The 25,092-nt window shown below is 62.2% G+C and carries 27 protein-coding genes and 1 tRNA gene; 15 read left to right on the plus strand and 13 right to left on the minus strand.

Features of this window, described 5'->3' with window-relative positions:
• The first annotated feature begins 3 nt into the window (after positions 1-3).
• From K3758_RS15430 to rpmE, 5 genes are all read left to right on the plus strand, one after another.
• Positions 4-795 carry a hypothetical protein gene (locus tag K3758_RS15430; protein ID WP_259946413.1) on the plus strand — a complete coding sequence of 264 codons (792 nt, stop codon included), beginning with the start codon at positions 4-6 and terminating at the stop codon, positions 793-795.
• Complete coding sequence (gene trmD / locus K3758_RS15435) at positions 792-1,580, plus strand: tRNA (guanosine(37)-N1)-methyltransferase TrmD (protein WP_259946415.1); 789 nt, start codon at positions 792-794, stop codon at positions 1,578-1,580. Before K3758_RS15430 ends, trmD begins: the two co-directional genes overlap by 4 nt.
• A 68-nt stretch (positions 1,581-1,648) precedes the next feature.
• On the plus strand, positions 1,649-1,810 hold the full coding sequence (locus tag K3758_RS15440; RefSeq protein ID WP_082849512.1) for a DUF1328 family protein: 162 nt from the start codon (positions 1,649-1,651) through the stop codon (positions 1,808-1,810).
• 266 nt (positions 1,811-2,076) lie between these two features.
• The gene (rplS, locus tag K3758_RS15445) at positions 2,077-2,454 is read left to right on the plus strand and encodes a 50S ribosomal protein L19 (protein WP_067627182.1); all 378 of its coding nucleotides are present in this window, start codon (positions 2,077-2,079) and stop codon (positions 2,452-2,454) included.
• 11 nt (positions 2,455-2,465) lie between these two features.
• Complete coding sequence (gene rpmE / locus K3758_RS15450) at positions 2,466-2,687, plus strand: 50S ribosomal protein L31 (protein WP_067262252.1); 222 nt, start codon at positions 2,466-2,468, stop codon at positions 2,685-2,687.
• 178 nt (positions 2,688-2,865) lie between these two features.
• On the opposite strand, the gene K3758_RS15455 is transcribed toward rpmE, so the two are convergent.
• Positions 2,866-3,549 carry a hypothetical protein gene (locus tag K3758_RS15455; RefSeq protein ID WP_259946418.1) on the minus strand — a complete coding sequence of 228 codons (684 nt, stop codon included), beginning with the start codon at positions 3,547-3,549 and terminating at the stop codon, positions 2,866-2,868.
• Between the two features lie 233 nt (positions 3,550-3,782).
• Here K3758_RS15455 and K3758_RS15460 point away from each other — a divergent pair, with 233 nt between their 5' ends.
• A complete protein-coding gene (locus K3758_RS15460; RefSeq protein ID WP_259946419.1) occupies positions 3,783-4,592 on the plus strand; it encodes a division plane positioning ATPase MipZ in 810 nt (269 codons plus the stop codon).
• Positions 4,593-4,594: 2 nt separating this feature from the next.
• On the opposite strand, the gene K3758_RS15465 is transcribed toward K3758_RS15460, so the two are convergent.
• Positions 4,595-5,479: a DMT family transporter gene (locus tag K3758_RS15465; protein ID WP_259946420.1), complete on the minus strand. Its 885-nt coding sequence runs from the start codon at positions 5,477-5,479 to the stop codon at positions 4,595-4,597.
• A 26-nt stretch (positions 5,480-5,505) separates the two neighbouring features.
• The gene (locus K3758_RS15470; RefSeq protein WP_259946421.1) at positions 5,506-5,955 is read right to left on the minus strand and encodes a MarR family winged helix-turn-helix transcriptional regulator; all 450 of its coding nucleotides are present in this window, start codon (positions 5,953-5,955) and stop codon (positions 5,506-5,508) included.
• Between the two features lie 66 nt (positions 5,956-6,021).
• On the opposite strand from K3758_RS15470, the gene hmgA reads away from it, so the two are divergent.
• From hmgA to K3758_RS15505, 7 genes are all read left to right on the plus strand, one after another.
• The gene (hmgA, locus tag K3758_RS15475; RefSeq protein WP_409202608.1) at positions 6,022-7,383 is read left to right on the plus strand and encodes a homogentisate 1,2-dioxygenase; all 1,362 of its coding nucleotides are present in this window, start codon (positions 6,022-6,024) and stop codon (positions 7,381-7,383) included.
• A 26-nt stretch (positions 7,384-7,409) separates the two neighbouring features.
• Complete coding sequence (gene fahA / locus K3758_RS15480) at positions 7,410-8,663, plus strand: fumarylacetoacetase (RefSeq protein ID WP_259946422.1); 1,254 nt, start codon at positions 7,410-7,412, stop codon at positions 8,661-8,663.
• A 46-nt stretch (positions 8,664-8,709) separates the two neighbouring features.
• Positions 8,710-9,660, plus strand: coding sequence for an MBL fold metallo-hydrolase (locus K3758_RS15485; RefSeq protein WP_259946423.1), 951 nt, complete (start codon positions 8,710-8,712; stop codon positions 9,658-9,660).
• Positions 9,660-9,914, plus strand: a complete 255-nt coding sequence (locus K3758_RS15490) for a hypothetical protein (protein WP_259946424.1) — start codon at positions 9,660-9,662, stop codon at positions 9,912-9,914. Before K3758_RS15485 ends, K3758_RS15490 begins: the two co-directional genes overlap by 1 nt.
• A 10-nt stretch (positions 9,915-9,924) precedes the next feature.
• The gene (locus tag K3758_RS15495; protein ID WP_259946425.1) at positions 9,925-11,556 is read left to right on the plus strand and encodes an FAD-dependent oxidoreductase; all 1,632 of its coding nucleotides are present in this window, start codon (positions 9,925-9,927) and stop codon (positions 11,554-11,556) included.
• Positions 11,553-11,741, plus strand: coding sequence for a DUF2783 domain-containing protein (locus tag K3758_RS15500; RefSeq protein ID WP_259946427.1), 189 nt, complete (start codon positions 11,553-11,555; stop codon positions 11,739-11,741). Before K3758_RS15495 ends, K3758_RS15500 begins: the two co-directional genes overlap by 4 nt.
• 236 nt (positions 11,742-11,977) lie before the next feature.
• Positions 11,978-13,657 (plus strand): ABC transporter substrate-binding protein, encoded by a 1,680-nt coding sequence (locus tag K3758_RS15505; RefSeq protein ID WP_259946429.1) that lies wholly within the window; start codon positions 11,978-11,980, stop codon positions 13,655-13,657.
• A gap of 68 nt (positions 13,658-13,725) precedes the next feature.
• On the opposite strand, the gene K3758_RS15510 is transcribed toward K3758_RS15505, so the two are convergent.
• The 7 genes from K3758_RS15510 to clpS form a co-directional block, all read right to left on the minus strand.
• The gene (locus K3758_RS15510) at positions 13,726-14,661 is read right to left on the minus strand and encodes an acetamidase/formamidase family protein (RefSeq protein WP_259946430.1); all 936 of its coding nucleotides are present in this window, start codon (positions 14,659-14,661) and stop codon (positions 13,726-13,728) included.
• Positions 14,658-15,626 (minus strand): Gfo/Idh/MocA family protein, encoded by a 969-nt coding sequence (locus K3758_RS15515; protein WP_259946431.1) that lies wholly within the window; start codon positions 15,624-15,626, stop codon positions 14,658-14,660. Before K3758_RS15515 ends, K3758_RS15510 begins: the two co-directional genes overlap by 4 nt.
• A gap of 75 nt (positions 15,627-15,701) precedes the next feature.
• Positions 15,702-16,133 (minus strand): thioesterase family protein, encoded by a 432-nt coding sequence (locus tag K3758_RS15520; RefSeq protein WP_259946432.1) that lies wholly within the window; start codon positions 16,131-16,133, stop codon positions 15,702-15,704.
• Positions 16,134-16,267: 134 nt separating this feature from the next.
• A tRNA-Met gene (locus K3758_RS15525) sits at positions 16,268-16,344 on the minus strand.
• A gap of 103 nt (positions 16,345-16,447) precedes the next feature.
• Positions 16,448-17,248 (minus strand): SDR family NAD(P)-dependent oxidoreductase, encoded by an 801-nt coding sequence (locus tag K3758_RS15530; protein ID WP_067939675.1) that lies wholly within the window; start codon positions 17,246-17,248, stop codon positions 16,448-16,450.
• A gap of 19 nt (positions 17,249-17,267) precedes the next feature.
• Positions 17,268-18,260, minus strand: a complete 993-nt coding sequence (locus tag K3758_RS15535) for a class I SAM-dependent methyltransferase (protein ID WP_259946433.1) — start codon at positions 18,258-18,260, stop codon at positions 17,268-17,270.
• Positions 18,261-18,263: 3 nt separating this feature from the next.
• The gene (gene clpS / locus K3758_RS15540; protein ID WP_120352290.1) at positions 18,264-18,587 is read right to left on the minus strand and encodes an ATP-dependent Clp protease adapter ClpS; all 324 of its coding nucleotides are present in this window, start codon (positions 18,585-18,587) and stop codon (positions 18,264-18,266) included.
• A gap of 156 nt (positions 18,588-18,743) precedes the next feature.
• Between clpS and K3758_RS15545 the strand changes: the two genes are divergently transcribed.
• On the plus strand, positions 18,744-19,451 hold the full coding sequence (locus tag K3758_RS15545; protein ID WP_259946434.1) for an HAD family hydrolase: 708 nt from the start codon (positions 18,744-18,746) through the stop codon (positions 19,449-19,451).
• Between the two features lie 263 nt (positions 19,452-19,714).
• Complete coding sequence (locus K3758_RS15550; protein ID WP_259946435.1) at positions 19,715-21,187, plus strand: D-alanyl-D-alanine carboxypeptidase family protein; 1,473 nt, start codon at positions 19,715-19,717, stop codon at positions 21,185-21,187.
• 127 nt (positions 21,188-21,314) lie between these two features.
• Here K3758_RS15550 and K3758_RS15555 read toward each other — a convergent pair whose 3' ends face one another.
• Genes K3758_RS15555 through K3758_RS15565 form a run of 3 tightly spaced genes read right to left on the minus strand, consistent with a single transcriptional unit; the run spans position 21,315 to position 25,089 of the window.
• Positions 21,315-22,895: an ABC transporter ATP-binding protein gene (locus K3758_RS15555; protein ID WP_259946436.1), complete on the minus strand. Its 1,581-nt coding sequence runs from the start codon at positions 22,893-22,895 to the stop codon at positions 21,315-21,317.
• A complete protein-coding gene (locus K3758_RS15560; protein ID WP_067624908.1) occupies positions 22,892-23,998 on the minus strand; it encodes an ABC transporter permease in 1,107 nt (368 codons plus the stop codon). Before K3758_RS15560 ends, K3758_RS15555 begins: the two co-directional genes overlap by 4 nt.
• Positions 23,998-25,089 carry a microcin C ABC transporter permease YejB gene (locus K3758_RS15565; RefSeq protein ID WP_259946437.1) on the minus strand — a complete coding sequence of 364 codons (1,092 nt, stop codon included), beginning with the start codon at positions 25,087-25,089 and terminating at the stop codon, positions 23,998-24,000. Before K3758_RS15565 ends, K3758_RS15560 begins: the two co-directional genes overlap by 1 nt.
• Positions 25,090-25,092: the final 3 nt, after the last annotated feature.

A 25,092-nucleotide genomic window follows, 5' to 3' on the forward strand; every position in this document is an offset into this window, starting at 1 on the left:
ATGATGCCCCGCCGGATCATCCTGCACCCCGGCTTTCACAAGACCGGGACCAGTTCCCTTCAGGCCACATTGCGCGCGAACCGCAGCGCGCTGAAACCCTATGTCGCGCTGCGCCTGCGTTGGCAGATGAAAGACCTGCTGCATGCCGCGCGCGGCTATTCCACATGGCGCGATCCGCTTACGCTGCTCAAGGCCGAACACCGCTTCGACGCCTTGCTCGACACCCTGCCCCGGATGCCACGCCGGACCCTTATCCTCTCGGCTGAGGAACTGGCGGGCCATCTGCCGGGCCGGGGCGATCTGGCCGATTACAGCGCCGCGCCCGAGTTGTTGGACAGCTTCATCCGCAGCCTGCGCCAGTGGTTTTCCCGGGCAGAGATCATGGTCTACCTCTCGACCCGTGACCCGGCGGAGTGGATCGCTTCGGCCTATTGGGAACATGTCAAAGCCTCGTCGATGACGCTGGACTTTGCCGAGTTCACCGCCCGCTACGCCCCTGCGGCGACATTGGACACGGTGGTCGAGACAATCGCCCGCCGCCTGCCCTGCCCGGTGCATCACACGCGGCTGGAGGCGTGCTGCGACCTACCGCTTGGCCCGGCAACCCCGCTGCTGGATCTGTGCGAGCTGCCGCCCGAGGTCATGGCGCAGTTAACGCTGCCACCGCCCGAGAACCGACGCTTGCCCGCGGATCTTCTGCAGGCTCTGCTTGACGCCAACCGCCAACACGCCGATGACCCTCAGGCGCGCCGCCGCGCCAAGATCGCCCTACTGACACAGGCAGGAACCGCATGAAACCCACCCGCTCTCACGGACGCCAAAGCGCACGGCCCAGCCTGACACCCCGCGCCTTGATGCAAGACGCGCCCGATTACGCCGATGTCTGGCAAGCCCGGATCGTGACCCTGTTTCCCGATCTTTTCCCCGGCGTGCTGGGGGCCAGCCTGACCGGCAAGGCCTTGCACGAAGGCCGCTGGCAGCTGCACACCCACGACCTGCGCGATTTCGGCATCGGCAAACACCGCAACGTCGACGACACCCCCGCGGGCGGCGGGGCGGGCATGGTGATGCGCGCCGATGTTGTCGGCCCGGCACTTGCCCGCGCGCAAAGCCACGCTCATGGGCGCTGGCCGATCCTTTACATGTCGCCGCGCGGGCGGCGGTTCGATCAGGCCATGGCGCGCGATCTGGCAAGCTGCGCAGGGGTGACGATGCTCTGCGGGCGGTTTGAAGGGGTCGATGAGCGGGTGATCGAACATTTCGGCATCACCGAGGTCAGCTTGGGCGATTTCGTCATGACGGGCGGCGAACTGGCAGCCCAAGCGATGATCGACGCCACCGTGCGCCTGCTGCCCGGCGTGCTGGGCAATGCCGAAAGCATCGAAGAGGAAAGCCACGCCTCGGGACTGTTGGAACACCCGCAATACACCCGCCCCACCACATGGGAGGGGCGCGAAATCCCCCCTGTGCTGATGTCGGGCAACCATGGCGAGATCGCAAAATGGCGGCAAGCGCAGGCCGAAGACCTGACCCGCAAACGCCGCCCCGACATGTGGGCCGCGTTTGAGGGCAAAGGTTAAGCAAGCGGCCCCTAGGGAACCCGCCCCCGCGCGGCGCGTTGGTCCCCCATATTAGAGGGAGAAACCAAATGCTTGAACTTATTCTCATTCTGCTGATCGTCGCCGCTGTGGCGGCTCTCTTGGGCTTTGGCCGCGTGTCGGGGGCTGCGATGACCGGGGCGAAAGTGCTGATCGGCATCGTGCTGGTGCTTTTCCTGCTCGTTGTCTTGGGCGTGATTGCGCTGGCCTGATGCGCTGAGCTACAAAACTGGGGATCAAGGCGGCGACAGCCCCCTTGATCCTTTAGCGATTGCCCCCTATACCCCGCGCATCCGGAATCGCTTTGGCGACTCCGGTGCTTTGCGTTTCGGCGCAAACGAACAAAGTAATGACGACGATACCTCCGGCGGGGGCCCTTGTGATCGAGAATGATCCCGGCGCTGCCCGATAGAACCCGAAGCTCTGGGTCGCGACATAATTTCGTGGAATACCGCGAACATCATAGGAGATAGGTCAGATGAACCTGATCGCAGAGATCGAGGCGGAACAAGTCGCCGAACTGGGGAAAGAGATCCCCGACTTCCGTGCCGGTGATACCGTTCGCGTTGGCTTTAAAGTCACCGAAGGCACCCGCACCCGTGTGCAGAACTACGAAGGCGTCTGCATTTCGCGCAAGAACGGTCACGGCATTGCCGGGTCTTTCACCGTGCGCAAAATTTCCTTTGGCGAAGGCGTGGAACGTGTATTCCCGCTGCATTCGACCAACATCGACAGCATCACTGTTGTGCGCCGTGGCCGCGTGCGCCGCGCCAAGCTGTACTACCTGCGCAGCCGTCGCGGTAAATCCGCACGGATCGTCGAAAACGCTCACTACAAGCCCCGCGCGAACGCATAAAGGACTGGTCGATGAAAACCGATACACATCCCGAATACCACATCATCAACGTCAAAATGACCGACGGCACCGTTGTGGAAATGAAATCGACATGGGGCAAAGAAGGCGACCAACTGTCGCTCGACATCGACCCTTCCGTGCACCCCGCGTGGACCGGCGGCACTGGCCGCATCATGGACACCGGCGGCCGCGTGTCGAAGTTCAAGAACAAATATGCAGGTCTGGGCTTCTAAGCCTACCCTACATTGCGAATGCAAAGGCGCGGCCCCTATGGGTCGCGCCTTTTGCGTTTCGGGGAATGGGGCCGAGACCGGGCGTATGTGGCAGGCGGTGCGGCGGTATTTTTAAAAGGATGAAATGGGGGGAGGGCTGCGCATCGGTGGAGAACGGCGCGCGTGGAGGAGGCCGGGGTTAGAGGCGGCGCTCTTGTAAAGCGGCTTGGGCGCCGTAGCCGTGCAGGTGCGAGAGCACCGCGCCGTAGGCGATCAGCAGGTAGGCGAGCAGTTCGGTGCCTTCTTGGACGGTGGTTTTGACTTGGGGGTCATAGGCGGCGCCCATGACGGCCTCCCACAAAGCGCCGGTGCCGAAGGTCCGCGAGAAAAAGAGCAGCAGCACCACGCCGATATAGACAAAGGTGGCAGAGCGGGTTTGCAAATGGTGCAGCATCGACAGGAGCGTTGTCCCGCGGTTGCGCCACGCGATGAAGCTGCCCACGGCCAGTGTCACGAGGGCGGGATAAATCCAGAAGCCGTGTTGGATACGGTCGAGCGCGGCATCATATTCGCGCAGAAACATGCAGGCGAAGAGCGTGGCCGCCAATGTGAGATAGCCCCGCATGCCCACGTGTTTGTATGCGCCCATCATGAAGATGGCAGCTGCGATGGCGAGCAGGGTGTTGTGCATGTGTTCTGTCAGCGAGTCTTCGGAGACGCCATCGCCCAGAACGGCTGTATCAAGGTAAACCGTGACCGGCACCAGAGCCACCAGCAGGCAGACAAGCGCGAATTCCGCGATCACTGCGCCCAAAGACGGCAGCGCGCCCCGCGCGGTTGTCGGTTTTGAACTGCTGGATGTGCCGGGGTTGTGATCTGCCATGAGGGGGCCTTGATTGAACGGTTACTTGGACCGCCAGTCGTGGCGGTAAGGCGCGGTGTTACACTGGGCCTTAGCTGGTGAAAATAGGGCAAATCCCTCTGTTGTCCAAACGCGGCAGCGCTGCCACGGTCGGGCTGAACAAGCCGCCTCGCCACTTTCCAAAGCGGAGAACCCTACATATAGTGCGGCTCAACAATATCCTGCTGAAGCGGCAGGCGCGAAGGGACAGCAGTATGGCGCATATAATCGTCGTCGGTAACGAAAAAGGCGGCGCGGGCAAATCGACCGTTTCCATGCATGTGGCGACGGCCTTGGCGCGCCTTGGCCATAAGGTCAGCGGGCTGGACCTCGACTTGCGGCAGCGGACCTTTGGCCGCTACATCGAGAACCGCCGTGATTTCATGCGCGACTCTGGTCTGACGCTTGCCAGTCCGACGCTTTGCGAATTGCCGGATGTGGAGGCCAGCAGCCTGCGCCCCGGTGAGAACATGTATGACCACCGTATCAGCGCGGCTGTGGCGGAGTTAGAGCCGGACAATGATTTCATTCTGATCGACTGTCCCGGCTCTCATACCCGGCTGAGCCAGGTCGCGCATTCGCTGGCGGACACGCTGATCACCCCGCTTAACGACAGTTTCATCGACTTTGACCTGCTGGCCCATATCGATGCCAATGGGGAAAAGATCACCGGGCCATCGGTCTATTCCGAGATGGTTTGGAATGCGCGGCAGCTGCGCGCGCAGGCCGGGCTTTCGGCGATTGACTGGGTCGTGGTGCGCAACCGTCTGGGTGCGCAGCGGATGGTGAACAAAGAAAAGATGGAGCGGGCGATTGGCAATCTCAGCAAGCGGATCGGCTTTCGCACCGCACCGGGGTTCAATGAGCGGGTGATCTTTCGGGAGCTTTTTCCGCGCGGCCTAACGCTGCTGGACCTCAAAGATATCGGGGTGAAACAGCTCAATATCTCCAACATCGCTGCGCGTCAGGAACTGCGCGAATTGATCAAGGCGTTGGACCTGCCGGGCGTCACCCCCGACTTTTGAAGTTAGTGATGAGGCAGCGGCGGCACGACACGGCGGCGGCGTGACAGGGCAATGAGGTTCGACAGGAACAGCGCGCCCACGACGATGCCGCCGCCGATCAGCGCGTAGACGCCCGGATCTTCGCCCAGCACCGCCCAGACCAGCAACGGGGCAAGCACGGATTCCAACAAGACCAACAGTCCGACTTCCGCGCTTGAGATATAGCGCGGCCCTAGCGCGATGAGCCCCGCGCTGGCGGCCATAAAGACCGCGTAGAGCAGCATCTGCGGCAGTTCTGCAGCGGGCATTTGCAGGGGCTGCGCCACGGGAAGCAGCACCGCTCCGGCCAGCAGATAGGCCAGCGCGACCGCCGGCACCATCGACACCGCGCGTGCGTGACGCGCCGCAGTCAGCGCCCCGGCAAAGATCGCCGAGATCGACAGCGCCAGCAGGTCCCCCGCACGAGAGGCATTTTCGGTCTCGCCCGAGCCAAAGGCGATCACGGCAAGCCCCGCCAGCACCGCCGCGATGGTAAAGAACATGCGTCGGCTGATCGGCTCACCCAGAAAGACCTTGCTGTAGATCGCCGCGAAGACAGGCAATGAGGCGAGGATAAAGACCACATTCGCCACCGAAGTCAGGCGCACAGCCAGCACAAAGCCGACCCCGGCGCAAGCCACGCCGCCGACGTAAATCGCGCTGGCCCAACCGGCGCGGCGCAGGGCGCGGAAAGGCGCGGTGCCTTGGGCCAGTAGCAACCCTGTGCCAATCGCCGATCCCACGAGGGTCACCTTCCAGAACGCCAGCGTCAGCATCGGCGCGTCGATGACGCGCACGAAAAGCGCTTCGGGAACGATGCACATCACCCCGAGAAAGGTGAGCAGGAGGCCTTTGGTCTGATCTGTCATACGCCATCGGTGGCGATTTCCGCAGCCTAAGTAAAGCCCTCTTGCGCCACATCCGAAAGCTTGAGCAGCGCCCGCCGCAGCACTGCGGCCTCGGCAGGGTCGAGCGTGTCCATGAGCGCCGCATTATAGCGCTGCGCCACCGCGCGCAGATCGTCATAGGCCGCTTGGCCTTGCCGGGTCAGCGACAGATGCTCCACCCGGCGATCCCCATCGTCGCGGGTGCGGGTGACAAAACGCCGTTCCGTCAGGCGGTGCACGGCGCGGCTGATCTTGGTCTTATGCATCCGCGCGCGCTGGCCGATCTCACTCGCCGTGAGTTGCCCGTAGAGCCCGAGGTGGAACAGCACCCGCCATTCGGCGCGCAACATCCCATAGCGGCTTTTGTAGATCTGCTGAAACTCAAGCGATGAGGCCTCTGCCGCTTGGTTCAACAGGTAGGGCAAAAAATACTGAAGCTGAAAATCTTCGTCCGCCATACTACACCGCTTGTTAGTTACAAATCCAACTATTACAGTCGCAACAGATTCTGCAAGGGGGCACAGATGACCAGCCATTCAAAGCCGACGACGATGACAACCGCGGCCACCACCTCGGGCACGCATCCGGGCTATATGCCCGGTTTTGGCAATGATTTTGAGACAGAGGCCCTGCCCGGTGCGCTGCCGCAGGGCATGAACTCCCCGCAGAAATGCAACTACGGGCTCTATGGTGAACAGCTTTCGGGCACCGCTTTTACCGCACCGTCTCATCAGAACGAGCGCACGTGGTGCTACCGCATCCGGCCCTCGGTGAAACACTCGTCGCGGTACGCGCGGATCGACCTGCCCTATTGGAAATCCGCCCCGCATCAGCCGCAGGATGTGACCAGCCTTGGCCAATACCGCTGGGATCCGGTGCCGCATTCCGATGCGCCGCTGACCTGGCTTACCGGCATGCGCACTATGACCACGGCGGGGGATGTGAACACGCAAATCGGCATGGCGAGCCATATCTATCTGGTCACCGACAGTATGGTGGACAGCTATTTCTACTCCGCCGACAGCGAGTTGCTGATCGTCCCGCAGGAAGGCACGCTGCGCTTTTGCACCGAGTTGGGCGTGATGGACATCGCCCCGCAAGAGATCGCCATCATCCCCCGCGGGCTGGTCTACCGTGTCGAAGTGCTCGACGGTCCGGCGCGGGGGTTTGTATGTGAGAACTATGGCCAGAAGTTCCACCTGCCCGGCCGCGGCCCGATTGGCGCCAACTGCATGGCGAACCCGCGCGATTTCAAAACCCCCGTGGCCGCCTTTGAAGACCGCGAGACGCCTTCGACGGTGACGATCAAATGGTGCGGCCAGTTCCATGAGACCAAGATCGGGCATTCGCCGCTCGACGTGGTGGCATGGCATGGCAACTACGCCCCGGTGAAATACGACCTGAACACCTATTGCCCGGTGGGCGCGGTGCTCTTTGACCATCCCGACCCGTCGATCTTTACCGTTCTGACCGCGCCCTCGGGCGTCGAAGGCACCGCCAACATCGACTTCGTGCTGTTCCGCGACCGTTGGATGGTGGCCGAGGATACCTTCCGCCCGCCGTGGTATCATAAAAACATCATGTCTGAGCTGATGGGCAATATTCACGGTCAGTATGACGCCAAGCCCAAGGGGTTCATCCCCGGCGGGATGTCCCTGCACAACATGATGCTGCCGCATGGGCCGGACCGGAATGCGTTCGAAGGGGCGTCAAACGCCGAGCTTGCGCCGCATAAGCTCGACAACACCATGTCCTTCATGTTCGAGACCCGCTTCCCGCAGCATCTGACCGAATTCGCCGCCAAAGAAGCCCCCCTGCAGGACGATTACATCGACTGCTGGGAGAGCCTTGAGAAGAAATTTGACGGCACACCGGGCAAGAAGTGACCCGCCTGCCCCCTGAAAGGACCGACATGACCCTGATGACCTCTTGGGTGGAAAGCGCCAACGGCGCCGATACCGATTTCCCACTCAACAATCTGCCCTACGGCGTTTTCACGACCAATCGGCTGGAAGCCCGCTGTGGCGTGGCGATTGGCGATCAGATCCTCGACATGGCCGCTTTGGAGGAAGAGGGGCTGATTACCCTTGCCGAAGAGCCGGTGTTCGATGTGCCCTATTGGAACGATGTGATGGACCTTGGCCCTGCGGCATGGGCTTCCTTGCGGGCCCGGCTGGTGGAACTGCTCAGCGCGGATGCGCCGGATCAGGCCGCCGTCGCACCGCATCTGGTGCCGATGGACGAAGCGCGGCTGCACATGCCGATGATGGTCTCGGAATATACGGATTTCTACGCGGGCAAACATCACGCGACCAATGTCGGCACGATGTTTCGCGGAGCCGAAAACGCCCTGCCGCCGAACTGGCTGCACATTCCAATTGGCTACAATGGCCGCGCCTCTACCGTCGTCGTTTCAGGGACCGAGATCACCCGCCCCAATGGCCAGCTAAAAGCCCCAGACGCCGATGCGCCGCATTTCGGCCCCTGCCAGCGGCTGGATATCGAGCTTGAGATGGGCGCGATCGTCGGCACTTCGACCGAGATGGGCCAGCCCGTCAGCATCGACGAGGCGGATGAGATGATCTTTGGCTATGTGCTGCTCAACGACTGGTCAGCGCGGGACATTCAGGCGTGGGAATACCAACCCCTCGGCCCGTTTCAGGCCAAGGCATTTGCCACATCGATCTCCCCTTGGATCGTGACCCGCGACGCGCTTGAGCCATTCCGCACCTCGACGCCTGAGCGCGAGAAGGACCTCCTGCCCTACTTGCACGAAGAGAAACCGGGCCTCTATGACATCGACCTGTCGGTGCTGCTCCAGCCCGAGGGGGGCGCGGCCGAGGAGATTGCGCGGACGAACTACCGCGAGATGTACTACTCCGCCGCCCAGCAGTTGACTCATCACGCCTCTTCGGGATGTGCGATGAACGCGGGCGATCTGCTGGGCTCCGGCACGATCTCAGGCCCCGAAAAATCACAACGCGGGTCACTGCTGGAACTGTCATGGGGCGGCAAAGAGCCGATCACCCTCGCAGACGGCAGCAGCCGCAGCTTTGTCGAAGACGGCGACACGCTGACCCTCACCGGGCATGCGCAGGGCGACGGCTTTCGCGTGGGTTTCGGCAGCTGCACCGGCAAAATCCGCCCGGCAATCGACTTTTCCTGAACAGGCCGCGCAACCGCGCAGGCAAACCAAGACAGAAGGACATCACATGGCCAAGCAATTCGCATCCCAAGGCGACATGACCGAAAAGGAAATCTCCTTCACCGAGGTGGGCGAGGGACTTTACGCTTTCACCGCCGAGGGCGATCCGAACTCTGGCGTCATCATCGGCGACGACAGCGTGATGATCATCGAAGCGCAGGCCACACCGCGTCTGGCGAATAAGGTCATCGAATGCGTCCGCTCGGTCACCGACAAACCGATCAGCCATGTGGTGCTGACCCACTACCACGCCGTGCGTGTGTTGGGGGCATCGGCCTTTGGCGCGCAGCAAATCATCATGTCCGAGAAAGCCCGCGCCATGGTCGCCGAGCGCGGCCAAGAAGATTGGAACAGCGAATTTGAACGCTTCCCCCGCCTGTTTGAAGGCCACGAGAGCATCCCCGGCCTGACCTATCCCACCACCACCTTTAACGGGCGGATGAGCGTCTATCTCGGCAAACGCCGGGTCGATATCATGCAGTTGGGCCGCGCCCATACGGCGGGGGATGCGGTGATCTATGTGCCCGATCAGAACGTCATGTTCACCGGTGACATCGTCGAATACCACTCCGCCTGCTACTGCGGCGATGGGCATTTTCACGACTGGCCCGGCACGCTGGAACGCATCCGCGCCTTTGACCTCGACGCCATCGCGCCGGGTCGCGGCGACGCGCTGGTGGGCCGCGAGATGGTTAATGCCGCGATTGACAGCACCGCAGACTTCGTGCGCTCCACCTACCGTCCGGCGGCCCGCGTGGCCCTGCGCGGCGGCACCTTGAAAGAGGCTTGGGACGCCGTGCGCGCCGAATGTGACCCCAAGTTCGGCGACTATGCGATCTATGAGCACTGCCTGCCCTTCAACGTCGCCCGCGCCTATGACGAAGCGCTCGACATCGACACGCCGCGCATTTGGACGGCTAAGCGCGACAAAGAGATGTGGGAGGCGCTGTCAAACTGATGCCCCTGCCCGCGCTCCTTACCGCGCTGATCATACTGGCACTGGCGCTCTGGTTCTATCTGGTCTTTGCACTGGTGATGGATCACCGCCGCCAAGCTGCGCGCCGGAGCGGGCAGCCCTACGCCGGGCTGCGCGATACGGCACAGGTTTGGTCAAAGATGCTGCGCGCGCCAGAGCACCGCAGGTCGCGCCGACGGGTGACGCTGACCACGCTGGCCTTGCTTGTCCTGCTGCTTTTGCGTGCTCTTGTCTGAGGAAACCGCCATGGCCTATGCCTACACCCCTTTTCCCTACAGCCCTCCGCCCGGCCTCACCGCGCCCGAGCCACGGCACCCGGTGGTGATCGTGGGCGCGGGCCCCATCGGGCTGTCGATGGCCGTGGACTTGGCGCTGCGGGGCGTGAGATCGGTCGTGCTGGATGACAACAATGTCGTCTCGCTCGGCTCTCGCGCGATCTGCTGGGCCAAACGGACGCTAGAGATTTTCGACAGGCTAGGCATCGGTGAGCGGATGCTGGAAAAAGGCGTGACTTGGAAAGTGGGCCGCCAGTTTTACGGCGAGAGGGAGGTCTATAACTTCGATCTGCTGCCCGAGCCGGGGCATAAATACCCGGCCTTCGTGAACCTCCAGCAATACTATGTCGAAGAGTACCTTGTTGAACGCGCACAGGATTTTCCCGACCTGATTGACCTGCGTTTTCTAAATAAAGTCATCGATCACAAAGGCCGCGCCGATCACGTCGAACTGACGATTGAGACGCCGGACGGCCCGTATCAACTGGAAACCGACTGGTACATCGCCTGCGACGGCGCGGGCTCCGCCACCCGCAAACGCATGGGACTGCCTTTCGAGGGCCAGACCTTTGACGAACATTTCCTGATCGCCGACGTAGAGATGGAAACCTCACCCTTTGACGACCATGACACGCCCGAGCGCTGGTTCTGGTTCGCCCCACCCTTTCACAACGGCCAATCCGCGCTGCTGCACAAACAGCCCGACAATATCTACCGCATCGATCTGCAACTGGGGCCAGAAACCGACCCGAAGGCCGAGGCGACCGAAGAGAAAGTCCTGCCGCGTCTGAAGCAGATGCTGGGCGATGCGCCTTTCCGACTGGATTGGATGAGCGTCTATAAGTTCCGCTGCGCTCGGTTGGAGAAGTTCGTGCATGACCGTGTGGTCTTTGTCGGGGACAGCGCCCATGTGGTCAGCCCGTTTGGCGCACGGGGCGGCAATGGCGGGGTGCAGGATGTCGACAACCTCGGCTGGAAACTCGCCGCTGTCGTGCAGGGCGACGCGCCCACCACCCTGATCGAGAGCTATGACATCGAACGCGGGCATGGCGCGGATGAGAACATGCGCAACTCCGCCCGCGCGACCAATTTCATGACCCCCAAATCGCCCATCGAAACCCTGTTTCGCAATGAGGTGCTGACCCTCGCCGCTCGTCATCCTTTCGCCCGCAAACTGATTAACTCAGGCCGCCTCTCACAACCCTGCACGCTGACCCATAGCCCGCTGCAAACTGCAGGCGACGCCCCCCTGCGCCCCGGCAGCGCGCTGATCGACGCGCCGCTTGCCGGACCTGCGGGGGATCGCTGGCTGCTGGGCGAGGTTCAGGGCCAGTTCACCCTGCTCGCGGTCGGCGGGATCACGGCCCCGGATATCCCCGGCCTGAGCCGTATCGGCATCGACCAATCGCAGGATGCCTACCCCTGTTTTCAGGGCAAGGATGGCCATGCACAGCGGCGCTATGGCAGCGGGTTCCTCTATCTGCTGCGCCCCGATGGCCATGTCTGCGCCGTCTTCGACCAGCCCGACAGCGCCGCGATTTCCCGCGCCTTTGACCGTGCCTTTGACGGCGCTTTGGACTGCGCGAAAGGAGCCACCGCATGATCCTTCAAGACAACCTCGGCGCCGAGGGCGACACCGTCTATGCCGCGCTCATGGCCGCCCACGAAGGGCTGAGCGAAGCGGAAAGCCACGCCCTGAACGCACGACTGGTGCTGATGCTGGCCAATGAACTCGGCGACCCGGCCCGGCTCGACGCGCTTTTCAAAGCGGCGCGTGATCTGGCCTAAACCGCCATTTTTCTAGTGGTTTTTCCCGGCCACCCCGCTTGCCGGGGCGGTTTCCTGCGCTAGCTTGCTGCTCAACTTCCCGCGACAGGCTTGACGCAACGCGCCTGATCGGCAGACTAAACACCCCGCGCCCACCTCAAGAGGCGACAAAAGCAGGTCAACTGCATCACCTGCCCCACCCTTAAAAGTGGGGATCCGCGATGGCCACGGCCAACGCACCAACAGAGAGGAAAATCATGGAATTTTTGACACGCACCGGAAAACCGCTGCCGCAATCCGTGCTGACATCAGCCGAGAACGCCAAGAAAGACCCCGTCAGCAGACGCGAGTTTCTGGCAATTGCGAGCGCCTTCGGGGCCACGTCCGCCACAGCTTACGGGATGCTCGGCATGGCCGCGCCCGCGCGTGCGGCGGCCCATGCCAACCTCAAGGAAGGCGGCACCGTGCGGATGCAGATGGAGGTACGTGCCCTGAAAGACCCGCGCACCTATGACTGGTCTCAGATCGCCAACTTCAGCCGCGGCTGGCTGGAATACCTCGCCATCTGGGAGAACGACGGCACCTTCACCCCCGGCCTGCTGGAAAGCTGGGAGATCAGCGACGACGCCACCGAATACACGCTAAACGTCCGCAAAGGCGTGACATGGAACGACGGCACTGCCTTCACCGCGCAAGACGTGGCGCGCAACATCGAAGGCTGGTGCGATAAATCGCTCGAAGGCAACTCCATGGCGGGCCGTTTCGCCACGCTGGTGGACGAGGAAACCGGCAAGGCCATCGAAGGTGCGATTGAGGTGGTCGATGACCACACGGTCAAGCTGAAGCTGCCCAAATCCGACATTACGTTGATCCCCGGCATGGCCGACTACCCCGCCGCGATCACGCCCGAGGGTTTCGACCCCGACACCATGTTGGAAAACCCCAAGGGCACCGGCCCCTACCTGCCTGAAACGCTCGAAGTGGGCGTGAAAAGCGTGTTGGTCAAGAACCCCGACCACACATGGTGGGGCACTGAAGTCTTTGGCGGCCCCTACATCGACCGTCTGGAATACATCGACTACGGCACCGACCCTTCCGCATGGATCGCCGCTGCCGAGGCCGAAGAGGTCGACGCTTTCTACTCCATGGAAGGCGAATACATCGACGTGATGAGCACGCTCGACGGTTGGATCGAGAACGAGATCGCCACCGCGGCGACCATTGTGATCCGCCCCAACCAATTGGCCGAAATCGACGGCATGAAGCCTTACGAAGACAAGCGCGTGCGCAACGGGCTGCAACTGGCGGTCGACAACGCCGTGCTGCTGGAACTCGGCTATGCCGGTCGTGGGATCGTGGCCGAAAACCACCACGTCGGCCCGATGCACCCTGAATATGCAGAGGTTGAACCGCCCAAGACCGATCCCGAAGCCGCCCGCGCGCTGATGGAAGAAGCCGGTATGGCGGATTATGAGCATGAGCTCTTCTCGATCGACGATGCATGGCGCAAGGACACGACCGATGCCGTGGCCGCGCAGCTGCGTGACGCGGGGATCAAGGTCAAGCGGACCATCCTGCCCGGCTCGACCTTCTGGAACGACTGGGTGAAATACCCCTTCTCCTCCACCAACTGGAACGCGCGGCCTCTGGGCGTGCAAATCTGGGCACTGGCCTACCGCTCGGGCGAGGCATGGAACGAGTTTGGCTATGCCAACCCCGAGTTCGACGCCCTGCTCTCCGAGGCGCTGGCCACAGCCGATGTCGACGCACGGCGCGAGATCATGGCGAAGGGTGAGAAGATGCTGCAAGACGATGGCGTCACGATCCAGCCCTACTGGCGCTCGCTCTATAACCACACCCGTGAGGGGTTGGTGGGTGCCGCGCACCACATCGGGTTTGAATACCACCCGGCGCGGATGGCTTGGGCAGAAGAGTGATCTGCCGCTAGGTAGAAACGCGAAAGGGCCGCAGCGATGCGGCCCTTTTTCTTTGGTTGGCGCTGGCGTTAACCGCCGATCAGGTTTTTCGCCATCATCATATGCACGCCCTTTTCGCGGTTCACCGTCTGGGTGATGCGCAGATCACCGGCCAGCGAGCAGAGCACATAGGCGTCTTCGCGGCTGATCCCTCCGCGCTCAGACACCAATGCGATCATGTCTCGCAGAGCCATCTCGGCACAGCGATCAAGGTCGGGGGCCATGCCCATGGTGATCACATGGCTCGGCGTTTCGGCCTGCGGATAGCTGAGTGCCCGATCCTTTAGCACGGTCAGACGGAAGCGGCCCTGTAGCGCCGTCTCAATCGCCGTGACGCAGACTTCGCCATCGCCCTGCGCGCCATGCCCGTCCCCGCAGGAAAACAGCGCCCCTTCGTTGAAGACCGGCAGGTAAAGCGTGCTGCCCGCCCCCAGTTCCTTGTTATCAAGATTGCCGCCATGCTTGCGCGGCTCGATGGTGGCGATCCGGCCCCATTCGGGCGGCGGCGCCACGGCCATCACGCCAAAGAACGGGGCCAAGGGCAGTTCCAGCCCCCAAGGCAGCCGGGCGACGCCCCGCTCTGCATCCAGCGGGATGTTGCTGTGATAGGTCTCGGGGAAATCCTGCGGCAGCGTGCCCGCCAAGGGGCGGATGAAGTTATAGCCCCAGTCCTGCCGCAGCGCGACATCAAGGATATCGACCTTCAGCACATCCCCGGGCGTCGCGCCTTCGACGGCCACCGGGCCTGTGAGGATATGACCGGGCATCGGCGGCGGGCCGGCCTTGTGGATGTCGTAAAGTTCCGGCGGCACATGGAAGCCTTCGGGCGGCAGGCAGTTCGGCGCGCCAGAGACGGTGTTGATGATCACCTCGTCGCCGCTTTGGATCGTCAGCGCGGGCGGGCGGCTGGCCTCAAAGTAGCCCCAGTGGCAGGTTTCGGGCGATGCCTGCAACGTGGCGGTCATGACTGTGTCCTTCCGTTGGCCAAAATGCCTTCGATAAGCTCCTGTACGCGCAGCGCCTCTTCTGGCGTGGCCAGTCGGCTCGGGCCGCCGTCCATCAGAAGCGCCATGTCGTCAAGCTGCGCTTTGAGGCTGGTGGCGCGGGTGTCAGTGGGGCTGCTGTTGGTCGGCGCGAAGGCCTCTCCGGTCGACAGGGTGTCGATGGCAAACTCCGAGATGCGGCGGCTGGCCTTGGCCCCTTTCACCGTCACCTCCTGCCGGTCCGGCTGCACGCCACCAACCGAGCCAAGGATCGAAACCGGCAAGCCCTCGGCATTGACCAGCCGTGCCGCGACATGGGTCTCGCAAAGTTTGGCGTCGGGATATTCCGCATGGGCCCATTGTAGGGTCAGGGGCCCCAGCACCCGCTCGCTCAGGAACAGGAAATGCGAGATCACCTCGCGGGTCATGCCTCCCTCTTCGGCAAAGCGCAGCCAATCCGCATTCACCTGCCACGCGCGGGGCCAGGCCGGATAGGTCACGATGATGTCGATACCGCAGAGATCCCCGAGCGCACCCTCACCAATCGACCGCGTTAGATCGGTCAGCGCCGCCCCCGCCGCTTGGGTGAAATTCACCGCCGCCGGGACGCCCGCAGCCTGCAATTCGGCCACCAAAACGCGGCTCTCCGCGATGTCCACGCCCAGCGGTTTTTCGAGGAAGATCGCCTTGCCCGCCGCCGCGGCCTTAAGCGCATAGGCTTTGCGCGGCACCGGAGGGCAGGCGAGGTAAACGAGATCGACATCGGCCATCGCCTCGGCCGCCGTGGCCGACACTGTCGCCTCCGGCGCGATCTTTTGCGCGGCGGCACAGGCTGCAGGATCCGGATCCCACATGGCGGTGACGGTGAAGCCGGGGTGCAGCACCATGTTCTCGGCCATGCGCCGGCCCATGATCCCCAATCCGATTACCGCAGTCCTGATCGTCATCTCTGTCTCCCTCGATATGCAGCGCGATAAGACGCTGCAATTAGGGGAACTTCAACCGCCTCAGACCGATTGCGCCTAGGCGAGGTCGGTGCGGACCAGTGGTTTGATCACGCGGGCCAGTTCTTCGGGGGCAGATTGGCTTTTGAACACATCCGCGATGGTAAAGACGCAGGTGAACGACCCCTCGAAACACAGCACACCGTTCTGCCGCGCTTTCATGCCGAAGGTGATGGATTTATTGCCGAGCCGCGTCGGATAGGTTTCGCACATCAGCTTGTGCCGTGGCGTGACCGGGCTGCGGAAATCCATCGAAAGGTTCACGAAAGGCGTGCCGATGTTGCGGTCGATCTGCAGTTGGAACCAACCATCGCCATCGAAATGCGCCTCCCACCATGCGTTGATCGCATCCAACGCAAAATAGGGCAGCCGTGCCGTATAGGCGATCTGCGCCGGGTCACAATCGCCCCAAGTGACGTTGATCTCGTGAACGAAGTTTTCCGTGGTCATAAGGCTGCTTTCATCTGCTCAAACCCGCGCGGGGCGTGGGCTATCTTCTATCCCTTCCAGCCCCGCGTGCAACCCAAGCGCAGGCGGCCAATGCCAGCCCAGCAGGCATATCGCCATACGAAAAAGGGGGAGGATGGTGGCGTTACCTGGATTTGAACCAGGGACCTAACGATTATGAGTCGTTCGCTCTAACCAACTGAGCTATAACGCCGTGGCGCGTCGGATAAGGCAGCTTGGCATTGGGGTCAAGGGCGAAAGATGGATGAATTCACTTTTGCCGAAGAAAACTGCCGCCCCGTCTTAATGCGCGGGTTTTAATGCGCGGGGGCCGAGACCACATCAAGCAGGGTACGCCCACCATCAATGGTCATGATCTCACCGGTCATAAAGCCCGAGCTTTCGGCGGCGAGGAATTGCACCGCCTCGCAAAGTTCATTCGGCCCGGCGATACGGCCAAGCGGCGTATGCGCGCGAATATCCTCGCGCCAGTCGCGGTTTTCGGCCACGGCGGCGCGCAGCGACGCGCTCATCACCGACCCGAAAGAGATCGCATTCACCCGTATCCGGTGCTGCGCCAGCACCAGCGCCAGAGAGCGGGTCATCTGCTGCACCGCCGCCGAGGCGATGGCATAGCCCATCATATCCGGCTGGTGACGTTGTGCCGCGATGGAACTGAGGTTGATGATCGACCCCACCTGCCCCTCGGTCTGGCCCTCGGCCTGTTTTATCATCCGCCGCGCCACCTGCTGCGACAGTTGCAGCGCCGTCATCAGGTTTTGCTGCAACAGCGTATCAACCGAGCCGTCTTCCACATCCAGCGGATCGGTGGGCAACACCTGCCGCGAGGCATTCACAAGGATATCGACCTGATCGTAGGCGTCGATCGTGGCCGAGACGAGGTTGGCGATGGTCAGCCGCTGGCGTAGATCCCCGGCAAAAACGCGGACATTCCCGTCGTCCGGCGTGTCGCCCAACTCTTCCATCAGCTTTTTCTCGTTGGAATCGGCGCACATCACATTTGCGCCCCGGTCGGCCAGATGCCGCGCGATGGCAAGGCCAATGCCGTCTGCGGCACCTGTGATGATGGCTGTCTTACCAGAGATCGAGAATGACATCGGGATACCCCCTTAAGGCTTAGCGGCGCCGGGTCAGCGGGCGTGTGGCGTGGAACAGTTTGAACCGCGCATCGCCTCCAAGCTCGGCCACCTGTGCAAAGCGTTTCTTCAGTTCCGACTCATAGGGCAGATGCCGGTTGGCCACCATCCACAGGTCGCCCTGCCCCGACAGCATACGCGCGGCGGCGGCGACAAAGGCTTGACCAATCTGTGGCTCAGCGGCGCGGCCGGTGTGGAAAGGCGGGTTCATCACCACCGCGTCCATCCGGTGCGGCGGCTGCCATTCGGTGGCGTCCTCCCAATGGAACACGGCGCGATCATCGGTCACGTTATGACGCGCGCATTCCAGCGCCAAATGCCCGGCCTCGACCAAATGCACGGTCTTCACCTTGGGTCGCGTCAGGATATGCGCCGAGAGGAAGCCCCAACCTGCGCCGAGATCGGCCACCTCGGCCCCAAGGTTATCGGGCAGCGCATCCACCAACAGCGCCGAGGCCAGATCGACCCCATCGGCAGAGAAGACCCCCGGCGCGGTCCAAAAGCCGCCCTCCGTCTGGGCGGGGCCAGCTTCCCAATCGGTGAAGAAATCGCTTGAGCCCGCGTCGATCCAGTAAAGCTTGCCGTGCGCCTTGGAGATCGGCCCCTGCACCGTCACCCGCGCACGCATCTCGCGCAGGATCGAATCCGCGCCATCGGTCTTTTGCCCATCAACCACCACCGGCCCGTCGCTTACGGCGCAGGCTTGCGCGACCAAGGCGCGGGCCTCATGTTTGGCGCGCGGCAGGCAGACTATGGCGGCGGCATAGCGCCCTTCGACCGAATGCGCGGCCTCATAGCCCCGCGCGGTCCAGGCGTCATAGGCCGGTTTGAAATCGTGAATGATCTTGCAGCGCTCGGGCGGCAAACCGGCCAGATCAGCGTCCACGGGGGGCTGAAAGATGGCGATCACCCCAGTTTCGGGCAAGTCCAGCCCACCGCCGTTCAGGGCCAGTTCCAGTCGCGGATCAATCACGTGTTATTCTTCTTTTTCCATAGTGCATTGCAGCGGATGTTGATGACGCCGGGCGAAATCCATCACCTGCGCCACTTTCGTCTCCGCGATCTCGTGGCTAAAGACGCCAACCACGGCCAGCCCCTTTTTGTGAACCGTTAGCATGATCTCAAACGCCTGCGCGTGGTTCAGGCCAAAGAACCGCTCCAGCACATGCACCACGAATTCCATCGGGGTGAAATCGTCGTTCAGCAGCATCACCTTGTAAAGCGGCGGACGTTTGGTCTTGGGACGAGTCTTGGTCAACAACTCGGTGTCGTCGTCATCCTTGGGGCCGTCCGCCATCATCTGCCAACCCATCGCGGGCCGGTCTGCTGCTTGGATCGTCCAATCTGCTTTCGCGTCGTCACGGTGCATTGCTGCTCCTGCGGCTGGGGGTAGAGCTTGTTCGTCGTGCAGCCGTCTATATAACCCCTGAACCAATTTAGGAAAGAGGCAGCACATATGGGCGGGGCACTCACCACCATCGGTTTCGATGCGGATGACACATTGTGGCATAATGAACGCTACTTTGCACTCTCTCACGACCGTTTTGCAGCCCTTCTGGCCGAACATAGTGAACGCGACCACCTGATGGCACGGCTTTTGGAAGCCGAACGGCGCAATCTGCCGCATTACGGATACGGGATCAAAGGTTTCACCCTGTCGATGATCGAGACCGCAATCGAGGTGACAGGGGGCAAAGTCCCCGCTGAGGTGATCAGTGACCTGCTCGCCGCCGGGCGCGAGATGCTGGACCATCCGATTGAACTGCTGCCCCATGTCGAAGACGTGTTGGAAACACTGCGCGGTGACTACCGGCTGATCGTGGTGACCAAAGGCGACCTGCTGGATCAAGAGCGCAAACTGGCGCAATCGGGCCTGCGAGAGAGGTTCGATGCGGTCGAAATCGTCTCTCACAAGACCGATGCCGCCTATCGCCACATTTTTAAGCAGCATGGGCAAGGCGCCGCGCGGGGGCTGATGGTCGGCAACTCACTGGCCTCCGATGTACGCCCGATGATCGAGGCCGGCGGCTGGGGCGTCCACGTGCCCCACGACCTCACATGGGCGATGGAACACGCCGAACCGCCAACCGATTCACCACGTTTTGTTGAAATTAACGATCTTTCCGGCCTCCCAGAGACGGTGAAAAAGATCGTTTCGGGGTGACTCGCCCGCGCCGGTGAGTCGCCCCTGCGCCCCGCCTCAAACGCCCCACTGCGGGCCAATTTACGCCCAATTCTCGCCTTATTCGCGCTTATAGTGGGTAAATGTGCGCAAGCCTCTACATATTGGAGGAGGGATCCGTCCTTTTTTACCCTGTCCATCGGATTCGACGGCTTCCGCGATGCGCCGTCCTATGCTAGCCTTGAACCAATCAATAAATGGTCAGCCGAAAATCGGCGACTTGAGGCAGTAAAAGGCAGGCAAATATGAAGGCTCGGCGCATTCAGCCGGCCCGTTACGGGCTATTTCTATTCGCAGCACTCTGGGTTCTGGTCATCCTACCCCTCAGCGCCATGGCAGCCCCCTATGCCGCCTATGTCATCGATGCCCGCACCGGCAAAGAAATCCACGCAGAGAACGCCGACACGCGCCTGCACCCCGCCTCCCTGACCAAGATGATGACCCTCTACATCGCTTTCCAAGCGGTCGAACGCGGGGAACTCTCACTCGATACCCAAGTAACGATCTCGAAAAACGCCGCCTCAGAGCCGCCCAGCAAACTGGGCATGCGTCCGGGCCAAAAGATCGCCCTGCGCTACCTGATCCGCGCCGCCGCCGTGAAATCCGCCAATGATGCCGCCACCGCGATCGGCGAAGCCATCGAAGGGTCCGAGGCCGCCTTTGCCCGCCGAATGAACCGCACCGCCAAACAGCTTGGCATGACGCGCACCACCTTCAAGAATATGCACGGGCTGACCGAAAGCGGCCACCTCTCCACCGCGCGCGATATGACGGCTCTGGGCCGCCACCTGCTCTATGATTACCCGCAGTACTACAACCTATTCTCGCGCATCACCGCCGATGCGGGCGTGCGCAAGGTCTCCCACACAAACCGCCGGTTTCTGGGGTCTTACAAAGGCGCCGATGGCATCAAAACCGGCTATACCCGCGCCGCGGGCTTCAACCTGACGGCCTCGGCCGAACGGGGCAATGAGCGCATCATCGTGACCGTGTTTGGGGGCAAATCCACCGCCTCGCGCAACGCCAAAGTGGCCGAGTTGATGGACCTTGGCTTCCGCCGCGCCCCCTCTTCGGCCCCCCTGCGCAAACCAGTGCCCCCGGTCTACGCCGATGTCGAAGACACGCCCGCTGCCCCCGGGGCCGCAGGCAAAACGATCCGCCTTGTCGGAGCCGTCACCACCTCCAAACGCCCGCAACTCCGCCCCCGCAGCGAAGTCGTGGTCGTGGCCACCGCGGCTGCCCCCGAAGCAACCAGCACCGTCTCGAACAGCGACATTACGGCAGCCCTCCGAGAAGCGGTGCAAACAGCCCCAACCCCGCCCGCCGCCGCGCCCACACCAGAGATCAAAGACGCCGAAGTCGTCATCGCCGCTGCGCAAGCCTCCCCCCGCCCCGAACCGCGCCCCAAAGACGTAACGCTGGCCGTACAGCAAGCGGTAGAGCAGGAAATCGTGACCCGCGTCTCCACCTCGGGCGGTCGCCACTGGGGGGTCAACGTGGGCCGCTTCCCCAGCCGCTACGCCGCCGAGAAGGTCCTGCTGAAAACCGCACTGGCCGAAATGTCGACGCTTGATGGCACATTGCGCAAAGTGGTGCAGCGTCCGCAGGGCTATGACGCGAACTTCCTCGGCCTGTCACGCGAAAGCGCCGACCTCGCCTGCCGCCGTCTGGCCGCGCGCAACGTCAGCTGCTTCATGATCGGCCCGAGCGAAGGCTAAACGCCGCCGCCCTTCAAGCGCCGCCCCTCCAATCTTCATCCTTTAAAAAATACCGCGGGGGAATCGCGCCCCCCCGGCGCGATGGGGGCAGCGCCCCCCTCCCCCTCTCCGCACTCACGACGTCTGCTTAACCAGCCGCCTGCAACAGCTTGCGCGTATAGTCGGTCTGCGGATTGTCATAAAGCGCATCAACGTCGCCGTATTCCACAACATCGCCGCGCTTCATCACCATCACCTTGTGCGACATCGCCCGCACGACCTTCAAATCGTGACTGATGAACAGATAGGCCAACCCGTATTTCGCCTGCAACTCCCGCAGCAAATCAACGATCTGCACCTGCACCGTCATGTCCAAGGCCGAGGTTGGCTCGTCGAGAACCAGCAGCTTCGGCCGCAGCACCATGGCGCGGGCAATGGCGATGCGCTGGCGCTGGCCGCCGGAAAACTCATGCGGGTAGCGGTCCATCGTCGCGGGGTCGAGCCCCACTTCCGTCATCACCTCCGCCACCAGTTCACGTCGGTCGCGCGCTTTGTCGATCTTGTGGATCGCCAACCCCTCCGAGATGATCTGGTAACAGGTCATCCGCGGGCTGAGCGACCCGAAAGGATCCTGAAAAACGATCTGCATGTCGGCGCGTAGGCGGCGTAGCTTTTTGGTGGACCATTTGCGCAGGTCCTCGCCACGAAAAGTCACCTCCCCTTCCGAGCCGATGAGCCGCATGATCGCCAGCGCCGCGGTGGTCTTGCCCGAGCCGCTTTCGCCGACGATGCCAAGCGTTTCGCCCGCGCGGATCGACAGGCTGGTGTCATTGACGGCCTTCACATGGCCCACGGTACGACGCAGCAGGCCCTTCTGGATCGGGAACCAAACCTTGAGGTTGTCGGTCCGCAGCACTTCGGGCGCATCCGCCGCCACGGGGGCCGGCGCGCCGGTGGGCTCGGCGCCGAGCAGTTTGCGTGTATAGGGGTGCTGCGGATTGTCGAAAATCTCGGCCGTCGGCCCCTCTTCGACGACCAGCCCCTTTTGCATGACAAAGACCCGGTCGGCGATGCGCCGGACGATCCCGAGGTCATGGGTAATGAACAAAAGCCCCATCCCCATCTCATCCTTCAGGTCTTTCAACAGGTCGAGAATCTGCGCCTGAATGGTCACGTCGAGCGCCGTGGTCGGCTCATCCGCAATCAAGATGTCGGGCTTGTTGGCCAGTGCCATGGCAATCATCACGCGCTGCCGCTGCCCGCCGGAAAGCTGGTGCGGATAGGCGCCCATGCGGCTCTCCGCGTCATTGATGCCGACCTGTTCTAGGAGGCTCAACACCCGCGCCCGCGCCTCGGCCCCCTGCAATCCCTGATGCAGCGCCAGCGACTCCGCCAGTTGCTTTTCGATCGTGTGCAGCGGGTTGAGCGAGGTCATCGGCTCTTGGAAAATGAACGAGATGTCGTTGCCACGCACCTTGTGCAGCAGCTTGTCATCCGCGCCGATCATCTCTTGCCCGTCATAGGTGACCGAGCCGCTGACCCGCGCGCTATCGCCCAAGAGCGACACCGTCGAGAGCGCCGAGACCGACTTGCCCGAGCCGCTTTCGCCCACCAACGCGACCGTCTCTCCCCGGTTGACGGCAAAGCTGACCCCGCGCACCGCCGGGATCAACTGCCCGTCCTGCCGGAAGGAAACTTGCAGGTCTTTGACGTCCAACAAAGCAGTCACGAGAAGGTCTTTCTAGGATCGAATGCGTCGCGGATGCCTTCAAAGATGAAGACCAGCAGCGACAGCATGATGGCAAAGGTAAAGAAGGCCGAGAAGGCCAGCCAAGGCGCTTGCAGGTTCTGCTTGGCTTGCAACGTCAGTTCCCCCAGCGACGGCGCCGAGGACGGCAGGCCGAAGCCCAAGAAGTCGAGCGTCGCCAGCGTGGAGATCGTGCCCGTGATGATAAACGGCAGCATGGTCAGCGTGGCCACCATCGCATTGGGCAGCATATGGCGCAGCATGATGGTGCCGTTGCCGACCCCAAGCGCACGGGCCGCGCGGACGTATTCAAGGTTGCGTGCGCGCAGGAATTCGGCCCGCACCACGCCCACCAGCGCCGTCCATGAGAACAGCACCAAGAGGATCACCAAAAGCCAGAAACTTCGCCCCAGAATGGCGAACATGATGATGATCACATAAAGTGACGGGGTTGATGACCAAATCTCGATGATGCGCTGAAAGATCAGGTCGAGCCAACCGCCGAAGAAGCCCTGCACCGCGCCCGCCAGAATACCGATGATCGACGCCGCCCCGGTGACGATCAGAGTGAAGACCACTGACAGACGGAAACCATGGATCACCCGCGCCATCACATCGCGTTTGGTGCCATCGGTCCCGAGCCAGTTCTGCCCATTGGGCGGCAGCGGTGCGGCCCCGGGGCGGTCCACGGCGGTGTCGAAGGAATAGGGAATGACGGGCCAAAGCGCCCAGCCCTTGTCAATCGCCTCGCCTTCGACCTCGCCATCCGCGGCGTCGATGATATAGCCCTCAGGGTCGTCGAAACAGGCATCCAAGCCACCGGTGGCGATGAGACATTGCACCTCAGGGTCGCGATAGGCGGCTTCGGTCTGGAAATCGCCGCCAAAAGCGGTCTCAGGGTAGAAGTTGAAAATCGGCGCGTAATACTCGCCGCGGTAGCTCACGAGGATCGGCTTGTCGTTGGCCACGAACTCGGCCAGCAGCGAAATGCCAAAGAGGATCGCGAAAATCCATAGCGACCAATAGGCGCGACGGTTCGCGGTGAAATTGCGCCAGCGGCGCTGGTTCAGGGGGGACAGCGCCATCAGCCTTCCCTCTTCTCAAAGTCGATGCGCGGATCGACGAGCACATACATCATGTCCGACAAGATGCCGACGACAAGGCCGATGAGGCCAAAGATGAAGAGCGTCCCGAAGACAATCGGATAATCGCGCGCCACCGCCGCCTCAAAGCCCAAGCGCCCCAACCCGTCGAGGCTGAAGATCGTCTCGATGATGATCGACCCACCGAAGAAGACCGAGATGAAGACCGCCGGGAAACTGGCGATCACGATCAGCATCGCGTTGCGGAAGACATGGCCGTAGAGAACCTTGCGCTCAGACAGCCCCTTGGCGCGGGCGGTGATGACATACTGCTTCTTGATCTCGTCCAAAAAGCTGTTCTTGGTCAGCAGCGTCAGCGTGGCGAATGCCGAGATCGTGGAGGCCAGCACCGGCAGGGTGATGTGCCAGAAGTAATCGGCCACCTTGCCCAAGGGGCTGAGGCTGTCGAAATTATCCGAGGTCAGGCCGCGCAGCGGGAATATCTGCCAGTAAGAGCCACCGGCGAAGAGCACCAGCAACAGAATGGCGAAGAGAAAGCCAGGGATCGCATAGGCCGCGATGATCGCGCCCGAGGTCCAAGTGTCGAACCGCGATCCATCCCGCACCGCCTTGCGGATGCCTAAGGGGATCGACACCAAGTGAGCAATCAGCGTGGACCACAGCCCCAGCGTGATCGACACCGGCAGCTTTTCCTTGATCAGGTCAATCACGCTGATGGCACGGAAGTAACTCTCGCCGAAATCAAGCCGCATGTAGTTCCACAGCATGTGAAAGAACCGCTCCACGGGCGGTTTGTCGAAGCCGAATTCCTTCTCCAATTCCTCGATCAACTCAGGCGGCAACCCCCGCGCGCCGACATAGGTGCTGTCCGACCCCCGGGCCATGGTATCGACCCCGGCATCGTTGTTCCCCCCGGCGAAACCGCCGAAGACGTCACCGCCGCCCTGAATCCGGGCGATGGCCTGTTCCACCGGGCCACCGGGCACGAATTGCACCAGCGCGAAGTTGACCAGCATGATGCCGAACAACGTCGGGATCACCAGCAACAGCCGTCTGAGAATATAAGCACCCATGAG

The organism is Sulfitobacter sp. W002 (assembly GCF_025142135.1).
GTDB classification, from domain to species: Bacteria; Pseudomonadota; Alphaproteobacteria; order Rhodobacterales; family Rhodobacteraceae; genus Sulfitobacter; species Sulfitobacter profundi.

Bases quoted from the DNA above. Each gene is read 5' to 3' on its own strand.
- K3758_RS15530 (WP_067939675.1), bottom strand. From the start codon at position 17,248: ATGTCATTCTCGATCTCTGGTAAGACAGCCATCATCACAGGTGCCGCA.
- K3758_RS15545 (WP_259946434.1), top strand. From the start codon at position 18,744: ATGGGCGGGGCACTCACCACCATCGGTTTCGATGCGGATGACACATTG.
- K3758_RS15520 (WP_259946432.1), bottom strand. From the start codon at position 16,133: ATGACCACGGAAAACTTCGTTCACGAGATCAACGTCACTTGGGGCGAT.
- K3758_RS15490 (WP_259946424.1), top strand. From the start codon at position 9,660: ATGCCCCTGCCCGCGCTCCTTACCGCGCTGATCATACTGGCACTGGCG.
- K3758_RS15500 (WP_259946427.1), top strand. From the start codon at position 11,553: ATGATCCTTCAAGACAACCTCGGCGCCGAGGGCGACACCGTCTATGCC.
- K3758_RS15505 (WP_259946429.1), top strand. From the start codon at position 11,978: ATGGAATTTTTGACACGCACCGGAAAACCGCTGCCGCAATCCGTGCTG.
- trmD (WP_259946415.1), top strand. From the start codon at position 792: ATGAAACCCACCCGCTCTCACGGACGCCAAAGCGCACGGCCCAGCCTG.
- K3758_RS15510 (WP_259946430.1), bottom strand. From the start codon at position 14,661: ATGACCGCCACGTTGCAGGCATCGCCCGAAACCTGCCACTGGGGCTAC.
- K3758_RS15470 (WP_259946421.1), bottom strand. From the start codon at position 5,955: ATGGCGGACGAAGATTTTCAGCTTCAGTATTTTTTGCCCTACCTGTTG.
- K3758_RS15455 (WP_259946418.1), bottom strand. From the start codon at position 3,549: ATGGCAGATCACAACCCCGGCACATCCAGCAGTTCAAAACCGACAACC.
- K3758_RS15440 (WP_082849512.1), top strand. From the start codon at position 1,649: ATGCTTGAACTTATTCTCATTCTGCTGATCGTCGCCGCTGTGGCGGCT.
- clpS (WP_120352290.1), bottom strand. From the start codon at position 18,587: ATGATGGCGGACGGCCCCAAGGATGACGACGACACCGAGTTGTTGACC.
- K3758_RS15565 (WP_259946437.1), bottom strand. From the start codon at position 25,089: ATGGGTGCTTATATTCTCAGACGGCTGTTGCTGGTGATCCCGACGTTG.
- K3758_RS15515 (WP_259946431.1), bottom strand. From the start codon at position 15,626: ATGACGATCAGGACTGCGGTAATCGGATTGGGGATCATGGGCCGGCGC.
- K3758_RS15495 (WP_259946425.1), top strand. From the start codon at position 9,925: ATGGCCTATGCCTACACCCCTTTTCCCTACAGCCCTCCGCCCGGCCTC.
- fahA (WP_259946422.1), top strand. From the start codon at position 7,410: ATGACCCTGATGACCTCTTGGGTGGAAAGCGCCAACGGCGCCGATACC.
- rpmE (WP_067262252.1), top strand. From the start codon at position 2,466: ATGAAAACCGATACACATCCCGAATACCACATCATCAACGTCAAAATG.
- K3758_RS15485 (WP_259946423.1), top strand. From the start codon at position 8,710: ATGGCCAAGCAATTCGCATCCCAAGGCGACATGACCGAAAAGGAAATC.
- K3758_RS15550 (WP_259946435.1), top strand. From the start codon at position 19,715: ATGAAGGCTCGGCGCATTCAGCCGGCCCGTTACGGGCTATTTCTATTC.
- rplS (WP_067627182.1), top strand. From the start codon at position 2,077: ATGAACCTGATCGCAGAGATCGAGGCGGAACAAGTCGCCGAACTGGGG.
- K3758_RS15430 (WP_259946413.1), top strand. From the start codon at position 4: ATGCCCCGCCGGATCATCCTGCACCCCGGCTTTCACAAGACCGGGACC.
- hmgA (WP_409202608.1), top strand. From the start codon at position 6,022: ATGACCAGCCATTCAAAGCCGACGACGATGACAACCGCGGCCACCACC.
- K3758_RS15460 (WP_259946419.1), top strand. From the start codon at position 3,783: ATGGCGCATATAATCGTCGTCGGTAACGAAAAAGGCGGCGCGGGCAAA.
- K3758_RS15560 (WP_067624908.1), bottom strand. From the start codon at position 23,998: ATGGCGCTGTCCCCCCTGAACCAGCGCCGCTGGCGCAATTTCACCGCG.
- K3758_RS15465 (WP_259946420.1), bottom strand. From the start codon at position 5,479: ATGACAGATCAGACCAAAGGCCTCCTGCTCACCTTTCTCGGGGTGATG.